Here is a 17506-nt window from a genome sequence, read left to right on the forward strand (position 1 = left end):
CTTGCATGAAATATAGGAGAAAACAAAATGAAGAACGCAATTATTATGGCGGGTGGAAAAGGAACTCGCATGCACTCAGAATTACCAAAGGTATTACATAAGATTTTAGAAGTACCGATGCTAGGTATGGTCATCAATAGTTTGAAGAAATCAGGAACAGAGAGAATTGTATGTGTTGTTGGTTATAAGCATGAAGAAGTAGAAACGGCGATGGCTGGAAAGTGTGAGTTTGCAGTACAGGAGCCACAGCTTGGTACAGGGCATGCGGTTATGCAGGCACAACAACTCGCAAATGAAGAAGGTATCACTCTAGTCGCTAGTGGAGATACACCATGCGTGAAACCAGAAACATATCAGAAGTTATATGATTTGATTGGTGATGCGGACATGGCAGTCTTAACGGCGATTCCAGAAGATAACGGTGCGTATGGTAGAGTCATCCGCAGTGCAGATGGAACAGTTGAGAAAATCGTAGAGTTCAAAGACGCAAATGATGCGGAAAAGGCTGTACGTGAAATCAACACGGGTACCTATGCCTTCAATAACCAATCTCTATTTGAAGGACTCAAGCATTTGAATAATAATAATGCCCAACAGGAATATTACTTAACAGACCTTGTTGATATTTTAAAGAAATTAGGTAAGAAGGTAGTTGCGATTCCGTGTGATGATTGGCAAGAAGTTCAAGGTATTAATGGAAATGTAGAATTAGCACACGCCGCAAAATACATGCAAGAGAGAATCAACACAGAGTGGATGAAGAAGGGTGTTACAATCTATGACCCTAACACAACATATATTGGACCAAATGTAACATTTGGAACTGATGTAATTATCCACCCTAATACATATCTCTATGGAGATGTAACTGTTGAAGATTACGCAGAAATTTTACCAGGTACATGGTTAGAAGACACAAATGTTTCAAAAGCTGAAACAGTCGGACCATTTGTACGCCGTAAGGGTTGACGAATAGTTATAAAACATCTTTAATTAATAAGGATATACAACATTCATATGGGAGAAGAGGAAAATCATGGTTAAGGAAACTGTCGTATTCGCTCTAACATCAAGCACCGATCTAGCAGCGTCTATTTGTAAGCATTTGGGATTACCTTTAGGTAAGATCAAGGTTGAACATTTCGCAGATGGTGAGATTTTAGTCGAACCACAAGAATCTGTTAGAGGTCGTTCTGTTTTCATCATTCAGTCAACATGCAACCCAGTATCAGAACGTTTGATGGAAGTTCTTATCTGCATCGATGCATGTAAACGTGCAAGTGCAGGAGAAATTAACGTTATTATGCCTTATTACGGTTATGCTCGTCAGGATCGTAAAGCTAAACCACGTCAGCCAATTACATCGAAGCTAGTCGCAAACCTATTACAGGTTGCAGGGGCTCACCGTGTTGTAACATTTGACTTACACGCTGCACAGATTCAGGGTTACTTCGATATTCCAATCGATGATATTACAGCAGTACCAATGCTAGCAAGCTACTTCAAGGAATTAGAGATTCCAAAAGAAGAATTGGTAGTTGTTTCACCAGATCATGGTGGAGTTACACGTGCTAGAAGAGTCGCTGATTTATTAGATGCACCTATCGCAATTATTGATAAACGTCGTCCAAAGCCAAACATGGTAGAAGCACAGAACATCATTGGTGATGTAAAGGATAAGATATGCATCGTGATTGATGATATCTGTGATACAGCAGGTTCCCTTGTGGCAGGATGTGAAATCTTAAAGCGTCATGGTGCTAAGGATATCTATACTGGAATTACACATGGCGTATTCTCACGTGATGCAATTGCGAAGATTGAAAACTCACCTATTACAAAGATGGTGATTACAGATACAATTCCACTTCGTGAAGATCAAAAGGCAAGTACGACAAAGATTCAAGTATTATCAATTGCAGAAATGCTTGCGAATACAATTGAATCAATCGAAAATCATACACCTGTATCCAAGGTATATGAAGAATACTCATTCGACAGTTTTAAATAAGAGATACAAAAAGATGGTACACGCCATCTTTTTTCTTGAACTTATCAACAATAAAAAAGAACGGATAAACCGTTCTTTTGTTCGTACAATGTTCTTAATTAGAGCTTTGTTACGTTGGAAGCCTGTGGTCCACGATTAGACTCTGTGATGTCGAAGCTTACTGCAGCGCCTTCATCAAGTGTCTTGAATCCTTCACTCTGAATTGCTGAGTAATGAACGAAAACGTCCTTACCTTCATCAGTTGTGATGAATCCGTAGCCCTTTTCAGCATTAAACCATTTTACCTTGCCTGTTGCCATTGTGCCTTTGAATCTCCTATTCTATGATACGGAAGTAAATCCTGTATTCTCTATTATGATATACTGGCAATGTTAAAAACACAAGTTTTATTTACGTAGAGCGCATGAATAAAGGGGATAGAGAAGGTTTCAAACAATATAAAAGTATATTCTGTATCTTTGCAAAAACATACTTTCAACGTATAATAATACCGATAACAGCAATGAAAAGAAGAGTACATTTTCTTAGAAACGTAGAGAGTATGTGGTAGGTGAAAACATGCATGAAGGGGAAATGGAACATGGTCTTGGAGCTGGTCATGCGAAGAGTATGACCCGGAGACGTCCGTTACAACGAAGAGAGGCAGATGATTGATTCATCCGCAAGACAAAGGTGGTAACGCGTGCAAGACGTCCTTTCATTTGGGATGTCTTTTATTTTGAGGAGGTACGCAAAAATGGAAAACAAAAAACCGTATTACATTACAACCGCAATCGCATATACATCAGGAAAACCACATATCGGAAATGTTTATGAGATTGTACTAGCAGACGCAATCGCTAGATTTAAACGTGCAGAAGGCTATGATGTACGTTTCCAAACAGGAACCGACGAACATGGGCAAAAGGTAGAAGAGAAGGCAAAGGCTGCAGGTAAGACACCAAAACAATTCGTAGATGATGTCGCAGCAGTCATCAAACAACAGTTTGATGTTATGAATACTTCTTATGACTACTTCATTCGTACTACAGATGAATCACATGAAAGACAAGTACAGAAGATCTTTAAGAAGTTCTATGACCAGGGTGATATCTATAAGGGATATTATGAAGGCTTATATTGTCAAGAAGATGAAGCCTTCTACACAAAGAGTCAGTTAACAGAAGAAGGTAAGTGCCCGGTTTGTGGTGGTGAAGTTGTACCAATGAAAGAAGAAGCTTACTTCTTTAAGATGAGTAAGTACGCTGACCAGTTGATGAAGTATATCGATGAACATCCTCACTTCATTCAACCAGAAAGCCGTAAGAATGAAATGGTAAACAACTTCTTAAAACCAGGATTACAAGATCTTTGTGTATCACGTACATCCTTTAAGTGGGGAATTCCAGTAGAGTTTGATCCAAAGCACGTTGTATACGTTTGGATTGACGCATTATCCAACTATATTACAGGGCTTGGATATGATGTGGATGGTAATCATGATGAACTCTATAAGAAATACTGGCCAGCTGATCTTCATTTGATAGGTAAGGACATTATTCGTTTCCATACAATTTATTGGCCAATTATGTTAATGGCATTGAATGAACCATTACCTAAGCAGGTATTTGGTCACCCATGGCTATTGATTGGTGATTCTAAGATGTCTAAGTCACATGGTAATGTGATTTATGCGGATGACTTAGTGAAGTTGTTTGGTGTAGACGCTGTTCGTTTCATCATGTTACATGAGATGCCATTTGCACAAGATGGACATGTGACATATGACCTAATGATTGAACGTATTAACAGTGACCTTGCGAATAACCTAGGTAACTTAGTGAATCGTACAATCTCCATGCAGAATAAGTACTTTGGTGGAGTTGTTGCGAATCCAAATGTTAGTGAACCAATTGATGATGAACTGAAGGCAGTAGCTACAGGCACTGTGAAGAAGGTTATCGAGAAGATGGATGAACTTAGAGTGGCTGACGCAATCCAGGATATCCTTGATTTATTCTCTAGATGTAACAAGTATATCGATGAGACAACACCATGGGCACTTGCAAAGGATTCCGATAAGATTGAGCGTCTTGCGACTGTTCTCTATAACTTATTAGAATCTGTACGTATCGCAGCTGTATTGATGGAACCATTCTTCCCAGAGACATCCAAGAAGATTCTAGATAACTTAAATACACAACAAAGAGACTTTGAAACAATCTCTGAATTTGGTAAGCTTGAAACTGGTATCCATGTTGCAGAGAAGCCAGAAATCTTATTTGCACGTATTGATGAAAAAGCAATTCAATCTAAAATTGATATGATCAATGAAATCAATGCGAAAGCACGTAAGAAGGAAATTGAAAAGAAGCCAACTGTTACTGTAGAAGACTTCCAGAAGATTGACCTGCGCGTTGGTAAGGTCCTCTCTTGTGAAAGACATCCAGATGCGGATAAGCTCTTCGTACTAAAAGTAGACTTAGGTGATGGTGAAGTACGTCAGATTGTTTCTGGCTTAGCACAAAGCTATACACCAGGACAAGTCATCGGCAAGAGTATTGTAATGATTGCTAACCTACAACCAACAGTCATCCGTGGTATTGAATCACAGGGTATGTTACTAGCTGGTAAGGAAGAAAAGACAATCGGACTTGTTGAAGTCAACGGCTTAACTCCAGGCACAAAAGTTCAATAATCACTAAACCTGTATCGGGAATCTCTTGATGCGGGTTTTCTTTTGTTTCGGAATATGAAAATCAAACATATAATAGATATAGATTAAGAAAAGGAGAAATCTTCCATGGTCACCATTCACGAAGCAAAACAATCAGACATAAAAAGACTATTAGAATTATCTTTGATGTGGGAAAAAGAAGATAGTTGTTATGGATATCGAGCCAATACAGAAGATGACTTTCAAGATTGTTATATCTTAGCGGCGTATGATGATGAACTGATAGCTTATATTTTTGGCAAAGAGGAAATTCAAGATAAACAAACAAGTGTGATAGATAAAAACATGCATTACTTTGAGATAGAAGAACTTTATGTACATCCATCTTATCGCTCACGTGGGATTGGAAAACAATTGATGGAAAGCCTTGAAAAAGAACTGAAGAAAAAAGGGCTGGAAATGATGATGTTAAGTACTGCTACAAAGAATTGGAAAGCAATCATGCACTTTTATATTGATGAAATAGGAATGAATTTTTGGAGTGCAAAATTATATAAACGTCTATAATCCATTTGGATTCAAGCAATGTGATGTATAATACAAACAAGGAAGAAACTTATGGAAAAATTTACAATCATAACAAGATTTGATGACCAATCAAAACAGATTGGTGACAAAATCAAACAAGTATTACAAAGTCATCAATATGAATATAACCAAGAAAATCCAGATACAGTATTTGTGGTTGGTGGAGATGGAACCTACATCAAAGCAATTCATGATTACATGGAACGCATACCAGATGTGAAGTTCTTAGGTCTACACACAGGAACGCTAGGTTTTTTTACGGATTATCATGATAATGAAGTTGATGAATTACTAAAGATGTATTTATCTGGGGAATATGAAATTAGCGAATATCCACTACTTGTCACAGAAGTAAATGGAAATGTTTACCATGCGGTAAATGAAATCCGTGTTGAGAATATTGCACGTACACAAATCTTAGATGTTTATCTCAGTGATGAATATTTAGAGACATTCCGTGGTACGGGTATGTGTGTATGTACACAACTTGGCTCTACTGCATATAATCGCTCTCTAGGTGGAGCAGTAATTCAAGAGGGTTTAGATTTAATCGAGCTTTCCGAGATTGCAGGTATCCATCATAGTAAATCGCGTTCACTGTATGCGCCGATTGTATTAAGTAAAGATACGAAAGTAAAGTTAAGTTCTGAAAGCTTTGAAAAAGCAATTCTTGGTGTAGATTCTGATGTTTATCCAATTGATGATATGAAAGAGTTTGAGATTCGTGTTTGTGATCAAAAGCGTGTACGCATGATCAAAGGAAAGAAGATTTCTTATTTTAAAAAATTAAATTCACTATTTTAATAGGAGGCTAGTATGCAATACATGCATTCATATTTTCAAATCTTGAAATTTCCACTCATTGTAATTGCATTTGCTTGTTTCCTGTGTGGTGTATCAAATTTGATTCTTCATCCTACATATGGATTAGTCACTATCATCGCAAATGATGGTGTTTTCTTGGTGGGGGAATCATTAGGAATTATCGCTCGTACGATCTTAATGTATGCGCCATTATTTATTTTATTAAGACTATTAACACAGAAGAAAAATAGTTCTGTAACAGTCGCTACAGGTGTAGTTGGTTATTTTGCATTCCATATCGCAACAATGTTTGTGCCAGCACCGGTTCTACCATCATATGCATATAATGCGGTTTTCAATATTGGTACAGCTACTTCGTCAGTTAGTTACTTATCTGGTTCTGCCCATTATCCAATATTAACAGGTATGATTGGAACGATTATCGTAACGATGATAACGTATATCGCATGCCAAACAAATCATCATGGGATTGGACAATCATCTCCAATTAAACAGTCTGATGCGCTATTGAAAACAGTTGTATATTGTTTATTGGCAGGTGCAGTATTTGGTGTAATATGGCCATACTGTATCCTATTTATTGTACGGTTAGTTAACTACATTTCTTCTGATTTAGGTAGCCCATTCAATATGATTCTTTATGGAATCACAGATCGTTTCCTACAACTATTTCACTTGAATGCGCTCATTCGACAACCACTATGGTATACGGCATCGGGTGGGTCATGGACAAATATTGCAGGTGCTACGGTAGTGGGCGACGCAAATGTATGGACAGCACAGTTAGCTGCAGGAACCCTTACATCCGGGGTAGGAAGATTATTCGCGCCGTATTATGTTATGAATATCTTTGCGCTTCCAGCAATGATTTGGGGGATGTATAGTATTGGTACTTCAAAAAGGCAACGTGCAAAAGTCAAAAGACTCTGCATTGTAGGTACACTAATTTCTTTAATCTCAGGTACAACAATTCCTCTACAAATTATGATGTTTATGGTAAGTCCATTACTGTTCTTTTTCCATCTTGGATATAACGGATTTTTATACGGATTATTTTCAACACTACATGTCAATCTAGGTTATGTTACAAGTGATACCAATGCAGTAACCGCAACGATAGGAACACTACCAGAATTATTAAGCTATTTAAAATTTACAAGTTTATATCGTAATTTGATTATCGTTGTAATTATTGGTGTGATTTCCGCAATCGTATACTTCTTAGCTACAAGATTATACTTCCGACATCTATCTACAGGTCTAATTGTTCGTGATGAAGGTGAAAAGATGGTAAAACAAATCATCAAACATATTGGCGGACAAGAGAACATCAAACATGTTGAGGCTGATGTCACTTCACTTGTGATTACGGTCTATGATAAAGAGATTGTACATGAAAAAGAACTAATGGATCTAGGTTCAATTAGTATCACACGAGATGAAAATGTATATACATTACTCTATGGCGCAAAATCATATTTCTTGCAGAAGGGGATTATTAACTCCTTACGTACAGTGATGTAAATAAATATATTTCTCTACAGTGAATTTTAACTGTAGAGTTTTATTTATATTGGATTTTATAAATATGTTTCGAGTATAGTCGAAACATATAACGATTTTGACTTCTATTTCGACTATACTCGAAACTATAAGAAATAATTAATGTTATTTCGATTATAGTCGAAATAACACAATGCAAACGATAAATGCCAGTTTTACATTGGTCTTGGACCATAAGGAATGTACATAACTATGCTATAATACATATGTTTTGAGAGGCGAATATGGCAGAAAATTATACACCGATGATGCAGCAGTATCTTGCAGTCAAAAAAGAATATGAAGACGCAATCTTGTTCTATCGCATAGGCGATTTCTATGAGATGTTCTTTGATGATGCGAAGATTGCTTCGAAAGAATTAGACCTTGTACTAACAGGAAAGAATGCGGGTGTTGAGGAACGTGTACCGATGTGTGGTATTCCACATCATGCGGCAGCTGCGTATATCCCAAGACTTGTATCCCGTGGTTTTAAAGTTGCGATTTGTGAACAGACACAAGATCCAAAAGAAGCGGTTGGTCTAGTTACACGTGATGTCATTCGTGTGATTACACCAGGTACTGTGATGCAAGAAATCTCTGATGAAAAAGCCTCTGTATATTTAGCTGCGATTACTGATTATGGATATGGGTATTCTCTTGCGATTGTAGAAATGAGTACTGGTGAAAACTATGTACAGAATATCGAGCATAAAGATGTGTTGTTAATGCAGACACTACTGCGTTCAAATGTACGTGAAGTTGTAGTACCTAGTGATTTTAAAGAAAAGACGCTCAAGAGTTTTAGAGAGCTGCAGATTGTCATTTCTTATTGTGATGAAACACGTATCAAAGAGGAGTATCTACCATTGACGGAAGGTATCCTCAAAGATTATGACATGCAAGCATATGGACGTATGCTAAACTATCTGGAAAATACCCAGAAGCACATGTTAGGTCACTTACAGGTTACACGCATCGAACGTGAAGATGAAGTGTTATATATGGACTTTGCGACACGTCAGAATCTAGAGCTCGTCCAGTCTTTACATGAAAATGGTAAGGCAATTACACTATGGTCATTTTTAGATGCGTGTAAGTCATCGATGGGCTCAAGACAGTTACGTAAATGGATTGAAAAGCCACTTGTTTCAAGAGAGAAGATTGAAGCACGCTTTAATAAGACAGAATGGTTAATTCAAAACTTCATGCAAAGACAACAATTACGTGATAGTTTCAGTAATATTTATGACTTACAAAGACTAATTGCTAGATGTGCGATGAATACGGCAAATGCGGTAGATTGTCAACGTTTGACAAAGACCTTAGCAGAAGTGCCATCTATCATGCATGCATTAGATGAGACTGTCTTTGATGAAAAGCGTAAAGTTGATCCGTTACAAGAGCTTTACCAGAAGTTGAAAGATGCGTTTGTGGATAATCCACCTGTACAAATTAGTGATGGTGGAATGTTTAGAGATGGTTATAATGCCGAGCTCGATGAGGCACGTAAGATTCAACATAGCGGTAGAACTTTCATTGCGGAATTAGAAGCCAAAGAAAGAGAAAGAACCGGTATTAAGACACTCAAAATCGGCTACAACAAAGTCTTTGGTTATTATATTGAAATCTCCAAAGCAGCCGCACAAGCTGTACAGGATGATTGGGGTTATATCCGTCGTCAAACATTAACAAATAACGAGCGTTTTATCTCTCCAGAATTAAAGGAGAAAGAAGACGCAATTTTACATGCGGAAGAAAATGCGATTCGAATTGAGAAACAATTATTCCAAATGATATTAGATGAAATCCGTGCATACTTACCAAGATTACAGAAGTTAAGTAAGTTTTTGGCAGAGGTTGATGCACAGGTTGCCATGGCAGAAGTATCTGCCAAGTACGGTTATGTACGTCCACAGTTTGATGAGGACCGTCTCTTCATTGAAAATGGGAAGCATCCAATCTTGGATGATATGATGAAGAATCCAAAGTATGTCGCAAACTCCACGGATATGCATAAAGACCAGGATATCTTACTGATTACTGGTCCAAACATGGGTGGTAAATCAACCTATATGCGTCAAACTGCATTAATCGTTATCATGGCACAGATGGGATGTTTCGCTCCGGCGAAGAGTTGTATCATGCCTATCTTCGATAAGATTTTTACACGTATTGGTGCTTCGGATGATATCCTTAGTGGACAATCTACATTCATGGTAGAGATGTCAGAAGCTAACCTTGCCTTGCAGGAGGCGACCTCCGCATCTTTAATCTTATTTGATGAGATTGGTCGAGGCACATCTACCTATGATGGTATGGCATTAGCACAGGCAATGATTGAATATATCGCAACTTGTATTCACGCTAAAACAATGTTTAGTACACACTATCATGAATTAACCGTGATTTCGGATAATCTTCCAAATGTGAAGAATATGCATGTAGTCGTCAAAGAAAATAACGATGAAGTCACATTCTTATATAAGATGGCAGATGGCCCAGCTGGTCATTCTTATGGTATTAATGTCGCAAGACTTGCGGGATTACCAGATGCAGTATTAAATCGGGCAAAAGACTTACAGAAGGAATTAGAGTCAACCAAGAGAGTTGTACAACAAAACTATCAATTGGTAGAAATGCATAAAGAAGATCCACGTACAGAAGCTTTAATGGAGAAACTCAAACAAGTTGACCCAGATAATCTTTCCCCGCGTGAGGCTTGGGTGATGTTAAGTGACCTTTGTGAGGAGGTAAAGAAGTAATGGAATTAGATAAGATTACAATACGAGGTGCCAAGGAGAATAACCTAAAGAATATTTCCTTGGAAATACCTCGCAATAAAATGGTAGTGATGACAGGTCTTTCAGGAAGTGGAAAGACCTCACTTGCCTTTGATACGATTTACGCCGAAGGACAAAGACGCTATGTAGAATCCCTTTCCGCATACGCAAGACAGTTCTTAGGTGGTGTTGAAAAACCAAATGTTGAGTTAATTGAAGGATTATCTCCGGCAATTTCCATCGACCAGAAAACTACGTCCAACAACCCACGTTCTACGGTTGGAACTGTAACAGAAATCTATGACTACTTGCGTCTTCTATACGCAAGAACAGGTGTACCATACTGTCCTAATCACAATATTCCAATCACAGGGCAAACTATTACAGAAATGGTTAATCAGGTGATGGACTTACCAGATCGTAGTAAGTTAACTGTACTTGCGCCTACGGTTAGAAATAAAAAAGGTAGCTTTAAAGATGTATTTGCGAAGCTATTGAAAGATGGTTATATCCGTGTGCGTATCGATGGCGAAGTTGTGATGTTAGAGGATGAACCGGAATTAGAAAAGAACAAACGTCATGATATTGATGTGGTAATTGACCGTATCGTTAAGACAGATGAATCTAGATCACGTGTATATGATTCCATAGAAACAGCACTAAATCTTGCGGATGGACATGCGATTGTCCTTAATGGGGAAGAAGAAATGGATTTCTCTACGCACTTTTCTTGTCATATCTGTGGCTTTACAGTGCCAAAACTAGAACCGCGCTTATTCTCATTTAATGCGCCAATCGGTGCCTGTGATAACTGTCATGGTTTGGGTATTACAGAAGAAGTCGATGTGGATAACTTAATTCCAGATCGCTCTAAGTCTATCCGTCAAGGTGGTATTCGCTACTACAAGAACATTATCGGTACAGATAATATCGAATGGCAGACATTCGCAGTCCTGCTAAAGCATTACAAGATTGATTTGGATACACCAATCAAAGATTTTACAAAGAAACAGTTAGAAGTTATTCTCTACGGTAGTGATGCGCCTATTCGTTATACCATCACATCCTCAGGTGGTAATAGTTATAATCGTAATGACTTCATCGAAGGAATTAAGAATATGATTGAACGTCGTTACGTAGAAACAACCAGCTCTATGAGTAAAGAGTGGTATCACTCTTTCATGGTAGAGTCAGTATGTCCGAAGTGTCATGGACAAAGACTCAATCCAGAAGCACTCAGTGTACGTGTTGGAGATAAAAATATCTGTGAGTTTACACAACTATCCGTAGGCAAAGCACTAGATTGGATTAACAATCTAAAGCTAGATGTTGAAAAGACAAAGATTGCGGAGTTAGTACTCAAAGAAATTCGTAACCGTTTATCCTTCTTGAAGGATGTAGGTCTAGAGTACCTATCACTTGATCGTTTGGCAGGAACACTTTCTGGTGGTGAAGCACAACGTATTCGTCTAGCAACTCAAATTGGTTCAAGACTATCAGGAGTTCTATATGTATTGGATGAGCCATCCATTGGCTTACACCAACGTGATAATAGTAAGTTAATCAAGACTCTTCAAAATATGCGAGATCTTGGAAACTCACTTATTATCGTGGAACACGACGAAGATACGATGTTACATTCAGATTGGATTGTGGATATTGGACCTGGTGCAGGTATCCATGGTGGCGAAGTCATTGCGAATGGCACACCAGAAGAAATCAAGAATTCTCCAAACTCCATTACAGGACAATATTTATCTGGTAGAAAAGTCATTTCTATGCCTGAAACACGTCGTAAAGGTAGTGGAAAGGTTGTAGAACTGAAGGGTGTATCTGAACATAACCTGAAGAATATTAATGTAAAATTCCCGCTAGGGAAGATGGTACTTGTAACAGGTGTATCTGGTTCTGGTAAGAGTACATTAGTTAATGATGTATTCATGAAAGCCGTCCAACAAAACCTTGGAAAACAAAAAGCGAACCCAGGTAAGTATAAGTCTATCAAGGGACTTGAGAACATCGATAAATTAGTACAGATTGACCAAGATCCGATTGGACGTACACCACGTTCAAACCCTGCTACATACACAGGAGTATTCGATGATATTCGTGATATATTCGCTAAGACACCAGAGGCGAGATTACGCGGTTATGAAAAAGGAAGATTCTCCTTCAATGTCAAGGGTGGACGTTGTGAAGCTTGCCAAGGGGATGGTGTAAAGGTAATCTCAATGAACTTCTTGCCAGATGTTTATGTGCCATGTGAAGTATGTCATGGTAAGAGATATAACGAAGAAACATTACAGTGTACTTATAAGGGTAAGAATATCTATGATGTATTAGAGATGACAGTTGAAGATTCTTTAGATTTCTTCGCAAATCATCCAAAGATCAAGAATAAATTACAAACACTCTCTGATGTAGGATTAAATTACATCAAGCTTGGACAGTCCTCTACAACACTTTCTGGTGGTGAAGCACAACGTGTTAAACTCGCCAGTGAATTACAGAAGCGTCCAACTGGTAAAACTATCTATATTTTAGATGAACCTACAACCGGTCTACATACAGATGATGTGAATCGTTTAATCGCAGTGCTTGAAAGAATTGTGGACAACGGGGATACAGTTATCATCATTGAACATAACCTAGATGTAATTAAGTGTGCTGACTGGATTATTGATTTAGGCCCTGAAGGTGGCGATGGTGGTGGAACAATCGTTGCCCAAGGAACACCTGAAGACATCATCAAAGTCAAAGAAAGCTGGACAGGTCAGTATTTAAAGAAAACAATTGAGTGGACAAAAGAACACCAAAAATAAATTAAAAAGCAGGATATAGTTAATTAGAGCAGATGCACTATTATAACTAGCCTGCTTTTTGATTCTACAAAATAATGTTATAAATAATATAAGGATTGGCACATCAATGCCAAAGAGTTATTACATGAAAAATTGGCTATGGTTATTAAAACCTTATATAAGATATGCAAAAAAATATTTTGTTTTTTCGCTAGTATTCTTTGGAATATTAGTGCCTTTTCTAAATTTTTGTGATGTTATCTTTCCTGAATTTATTATTTCTTCTATCGATACAAAGAGTCCTGCTGTAAAAATTATTATTGGTATTATTGGATTTCAGCTAATTGATTTTTTGATTCCAGCAATTGAAGATTTATATAATATTTATTTTAAAGATGTATCAGAAGCCCTTGTAGAGGCGCATATCAATAGAGAAATTTATGAATTTTCTGCGAAAGTAGATTATTGTCATTTAGATAAGTCAGAGTTTTATGAAAACTATACCTGGGCAATAGAACATACTGCAGAACAATCGAGTAAAGCATTCTCGGTACTAACCAGATGTATTGCGTCAATAGGGCAAATACTATCCTTAGCAGTACTTTTATTTACAATTAATCCTATTATCTTGGTTTTAATTCTAATTGGGACAATATTAAGAACATATGGATATTTTAAATATAATGAGTACTATATTGAAAGGCAGAAGAAAGTTGTACATACCAATCGAAAATTCTCTTATATACAGCGTTTATTTTATTTAAAAGAGTATAGTGCAGATATTCGTACAACAAGATTAAAAGATATTATTCTAAAACAATATGATAGAAATATCTCACAACAGGAAAGTTATATGAAAGATTATGCAAAGAGCCTTTGTAAATGGGCTGTATTCAGTGGCTTTGCATATCATTTTATGATGTTATTGTCCATGCTTTTCTTATTGAAGAGTATAATAGAAAATTCGTTACTTGCCAGTGCCGTCTGGATAACTGCAATCTTATCTATCAACAAGATTAGTGATTGTTTAACAGAATTATTTGATCAAGTTAAAGATATTCATCAGATTGATATCTATGCAAAGCGAATCCAAGAGTTTTATCAATTGAAACCGGTAATTGAGGATTGTGTAGGAAGTACAGTACAAATTCCATATGAAATTACATTTCAAAATGTGAAGTTTGAATATGATAAAGGGAAACCGGTATTAAATAATGTAAACATTCATATTAATGCCGGAGAAAAGATTGCGATTGTTGGTAAAAATGGTGTAGGTAAATCTACACTGATAAAATTATTACTTAGACTATACGATCCAACAGATGGGTATATTAAAGTAAATGGCATAGACATCAAAAAGTATGATACCAAAGAGTATAGAAAGTATATTGGAACAGTATTTCAAGACTCAAATGTATATGCATTTTCTATAAAAGAAAATTTAGATATTTATTCAGAACATCAAAAAGATGGCATATCCTTTACTATAGATAAAGTTCACCTCATGCAACAATTAAAAAATCATGAAAATGAACTAACAAAAGAATTTTCTGATAATGGAATTGTATTGTCAGTTGGTGAGATACAAAAACTTGCGATTGCTCGTATATTGGATGGTGAATTTGGATTACTATTATTTGACGAGCCAAGTTCGGCATTAGATCCAATAGCAGAAGAGCAAGTTATGAAACTAATATATAATATGGCAAGTACTACAACTACGATTGTAATTGCACATCGACTATCAAGCATTCGTGATATGGATCGTATCTTAGTTGTGGATAATGGAATGATTATAGAGGAAGGTAATCATAACCAACTAATGGATACAAAAGGACTGTACTACCAAATGTGGAATACACAGGCTGAAAAATACAAATAGTGATAAAGGATGGCTGAAAATTGCCATCCTTTATATAAGGTATTTACAATTAGAATTCTGCGTATATCATCGCAACAATATCATATCCAGGGCCATCGTAACCATATTGGTTTTTGTGCGATGGCACTACGGATAGAGCCGTGGAATTCCTTATAGATATCCACAAGGAATGTAATGATTGTTCCGACAATCACAATGATCCAGTCAATCGTATCCAAACGTAAGAAGGGTAATGTTTCCGTAAATGTGGATAGATTGAAGTTTGTAAAGATACTGCTAAACATCGTTCATCCAACTGCTAAAGTCTGAGCTCTGAAGAATAGCTCGCCAATGATGACGATAATAAATAACTTTATAAATCGAAAGAGACGTAAGCCAATCTGTTTCTCATCAATCTGATGTTTCTTAAAGAAAGTATCAACAGGTTTCTTTAATAGAATCTCTAGAATCATAAATAAAAAAGATAATATAAGTATAAATAAAATATTTGAAATGTTGACGGACGCTATTCACTGAATCATTCACCTCTTCTAAAATAATTCATTATCTATTGTATGTTTTATTGATTGTTTTTTCGAGCCGTTTTATCAAAAATCAATAAAAAGATAAAAAATACCCAAGTATTCTAAGAATACTTGGGTACACATTGGATATGGCAAAACTAACATGGAGAATTTTCAATATGGTTTCTAAACAAGGAAATACATACCGCAAGGAATAAAGAAATTCCTAAAACAAACGCATCACGTGAAGTATGACTGTAGTCCGCTGTATTTGGTGTGTGTTCTAGTGTATTTGGTGAAGTAGGTGTTGTTGGGGTAGGAACTCTAGTATATACATGGGTTCGATCAACAGGATTCTCCATGCGACTATCATCGCGTGTACCTACAACAAGATTTACAAAGAGATGTTGTACAGAATCCATGCGATATAAATCATGGATAAGAGGTGAAAGCGAGTAAGTAACCCGATATTCACCAACTGCTAAGGAATCATCTGTAGCTGTTGTATATAAGATATCTTGGTAAGTGTTATCGTAGTAGACAGGGTTTCCATCATGGTCGATTACACGAAGATTACCATTTTCGTCATAAGAAATATTATAAGAAAGTCCACTAGGTTCCAAGACAAAAACACTTGGAATATTATTTGCGTCTTTCTCAATGACAATATCACCAACTTGCGTAGCGTTAGCGCCAGAGAATAGTTGAGTTACATCTTGTGCTTTGAGTTGATTTAATAAGCGTTGTGTTACTTTATCTACATCTAAAGTAGGGACGGCTGCCGCTTCGTCTGTATGGTTATATGTATAGGATGAAATTGTGGCTGGTGCTGGTTGAAGACCTTCATCCATTGTCTTAAGGGTTGTGCCATCATCACTAACATAAGCAGTATGGGCTAACTTGTAATAATAGTAAGTACGTGTGATATGTATGGCAGGGCGTACCAGATTACCATCGCCCTCTTTTCCTTCTGGGATGAGATAGTGGAAAACTTTCTTGTGGTCTAGGATATCGTTACCCAATACTGCAGGTGCTGTGTAGAGTCCATTCATTTCTGTTTCATTTCCATTACTATCCACAAAGGTAGTGATTTGGCGGTCCACATCAGCGATACCTACATGTAATTGGTAGATGTAATAGAAGCCATGTACAGCATCATATGTCAATGTCTTTTCTAGTGAATATTGACCAAGTGGTTGGCTTGGGTCAATGACAGCTTGATTATCACGACCAACTGCGCCTGCAGGAATTAGGCCGTTAGCAAGGTCGGTGTCAAAATTATTTTGGAAAGTCGCTAAATCATTATCGGTATCAAACTCAAAAACTGGTAGTAAGATGCGATGGTCTGTGACGGTAGATAGTTCCGGATGCGCGTTGATATAGTTTGTTACGGCATCTTCATCCGTTGTATATTTCAAAGTATAATCAGAGAATAAAGAACTATCATATTCTTGAGAATCTAAAACTGTAAAATCAGATACTTTCTGAAAAAGTGCAGTGGTTGGATTTTCCACAAAGGATTCATATGGTTTGATTTGGTTTGGGCTTGTAAGTGATGAATGATCTCCCTGTACAGTTGTATAGTCATCCACTTGTGGTGTATAGGTATATGTTTTGGTGGCCATCTTCCAATAGTCGCTAAACGCATCTTCTGGTAACCCATTAGGAGTATCACTTGTATATGCCGTAATTGTTTCTGCTTGTACAGATAATGGACGACTAAAAGATGTACCAACAAATATAGTACATAACAATCCATAGAATATTGATTTACGCAAAAGTTTACATGCATTCATCAGATAACTATAGCCACCTTTCCAACGACTTATTATATAATCTCGAATTGATAATAACAAATTAATAATTTCTTTAGATTTAAAATAGATTACATTACACAAGATATGTTGAAAAACGC

General features: G+C 36.9%; 13 protein-coding genes and 1 other annotated feature. Of the genes, 9 read left to right on the forward strand and 4 right to left on the reverse strand.

Features of this window, described 5'->3' with window-relative positions; all coding sequences use genetic code 11:
* The first annotated feature begins 27 nt into the window (after window positions 1–27).
* Both RWM19_RS01930 and RWM19_RS01935 read left to right on the forward strand, forming a co-directional pair.
* Window positions 28–969 carry an NTP transferase domain-containing protein gene (locus RWM19_RS01930; protein WP_313983048.1) on the forward strand — a complete coding sequence of 314 codons (942 nt, stop codon included), beginning with the start codon at window positions 28–30 and terminating at the stop codon, window positions 967–969.
* Window positions 970–1036: 67 nt separating this feature from the next.
* A complete protein-coding gene (locus tag RWM19_RS01935) occupies window positions 1037–2011 on the forward strand; it encodes a ribose-phosphate pyrophosphokinase (protein ID WP_313983050.1) in 975 nt (324 codons plus the stop codon).
* A gap of 98 nt (window positions 2012–2109) precedes the next feature.
* On the opposite strand, the gene RWM19_RS01940 is transcribed toward RWM19_RS01935, so the two are convergent.
* Window positions 2110–2310, reverse strand: a complete 201-nt coding sequence (locus tag RWM19_RS01940; RefSeq protein ID WP_006525301.1) for a cold-shock protein — start codon at window positions 2308–2310, stop codon at window positions 2110–2112.
* Window positions 2311–2504: 194 nt separating this feature from the next.
* Window positions 2505–2711, forward strand: a binding site (T-box leader).
* Between the two features lie 36 nt (window positions 2712–2747).
* On the opposite strand from RWM19_RS01940, the gene metG reads away from it, so the two are divergent.
* The 7 genes from metG to RWM19_RS01975 all read left to right on the forward strand — a co-directional run bounded on the left by metG (window position 2748) and on the right by RWM19_RS01975 (window position 15088).
* On the forward strand, window positions 2748–4688 hold the full coding sequence (metG, locus tag RWM19_RS01945; RefSeq protein ID WP_313983052.1) for a methionine--tRNA ligase: 1941 nt from the start codon (window positions 2748–2750) through the stop codon (window positions 4686–4688).
* A 105-nt stretch (window positions 4689–4793) separates the two neighbouring features.
* Entirely contained in the window at window positions 4794–5234 is a 441-nt protein-coding gene (locus tag RWM19_RS01950) for a GNAT family N-acetyltransferase (RefSeq protein WP_313983055.1), read from the forward strand.
* A gap of 51 nt (window positions 5235–5285) precedes the next feature.
* Window positions 5286–6059, forward strand: coding sequence for an NAD(+)/NADH kinase (locus RWM19_RS01955; protein WP_313983057.1), 774 nt, complete (start codon window positions 5286–5288; stop codon window positions 6057–6059).
* A gap of 12 nt (window positions 6060–6071) precedes the next feature.
* Window positions 6072–7604: a PTS transporter subunit EIIB gene (locus RWM19_RS01960; RefSeq protein WP_313983059.1), complete on the forward strand. Its 1533-nt coding sequence runs from the start codon at window positions 6072–6074 to the stop codon at window positions 7602–7604.
* Window positions 7605–7867: 263 nt separating this feature from the next.
* Window positions 7868–10387, forward strand: coding sequence for a DNA mismatch repair protein MutS (mutS, locus tag RWM19_RS01965; protein ID WP_313983061.1), 2520 nt, complete (start codon window positions 7868–7870; stop codon window positions 10385–10387).
* The gene (gene uvrA / locus RWM19_RS01970) at window positions 10387–13227 is read left to right on the forward strand and encodes an excinuclease ABC subunit UvrA (protein ID WP_313983063.1); all 2841 of its coding nucleotides are present in this window, start codon (window positions 10387–10389) and stop codon (window positions 13225–13227) included. The genes mutS and uvrA overlap by 1 nt, the downstream gene beginning before the upstream one ends.
* 124 nt (window positions 13228–13351) lie before the next feature.
* The gene (locus RWM19_RS01975; protein WP_313983065.1) at window positions 13352–15088 is read left to right on the forward strand and encodes an ABC transporter ATP-binding protein; all 1737 of its coding nucleotides are present in this window, start codon (window positions 13352–13354) and stop codon (window positions 15086–15088) included.
* 80 nt (window positions 15089–15168) lie between these two features.
* Here the strand turns inward: RWM19_RS01975 and RWM19_RS01980 are convergent, their stop codons facing one another.
* The 3 genes from RWM19_RS01980 to RWM19_RS01990 all read right to left on the reverse strand — a co-directional run bounded on the left by RWM19_RS01980 (window position 15169) and on the right by RWM19_RS01990 (window position 17387).
* On the reverse strand, window positions 15169–15372 hold the full coding sequence (locus tag RWM19_RS01980; RefSeq protein ID WP_294021644.1) for a hypothetical protein: 204 nt from the start codon (window positions 15370–15372) through the stop codon (window positions 15169–15171).
* Window positions 15373–15375: 3 nt separating this feature from the next.
* A complete protein-coding gene (locus tag RWM19_RS01985; RefSeq protein ID WP_294022664.1) occupies window positions 15376–15540 on the reverse strand; it encodes a hypothetical protein in 165 nt (54 codons plus the stop codon).
* A gap of 209 nt (window positions 15541–15749) precedes the next feature.
* A complete protein-coding gene (locus RWM19_RS01990) occupies window positions 15750–17387 on the reverse strand; it encodes a hypothetical protein (RefSeq protein ID WP_294022663.1) in 1638 nt (545 codons plus the stop codon).
* Window positions 17388–17506: the final 119 nt, after the last annotated feature.

Origin of the sequence: uncultured Solobacterium sp., from assembly GCF_963517755.1 — a bacterium.
GTDB lineage: Bacteria > Bacillota_I > Bacilli_A > Erysipelotrichales > Erysipelotrichaceae > Bulleidia.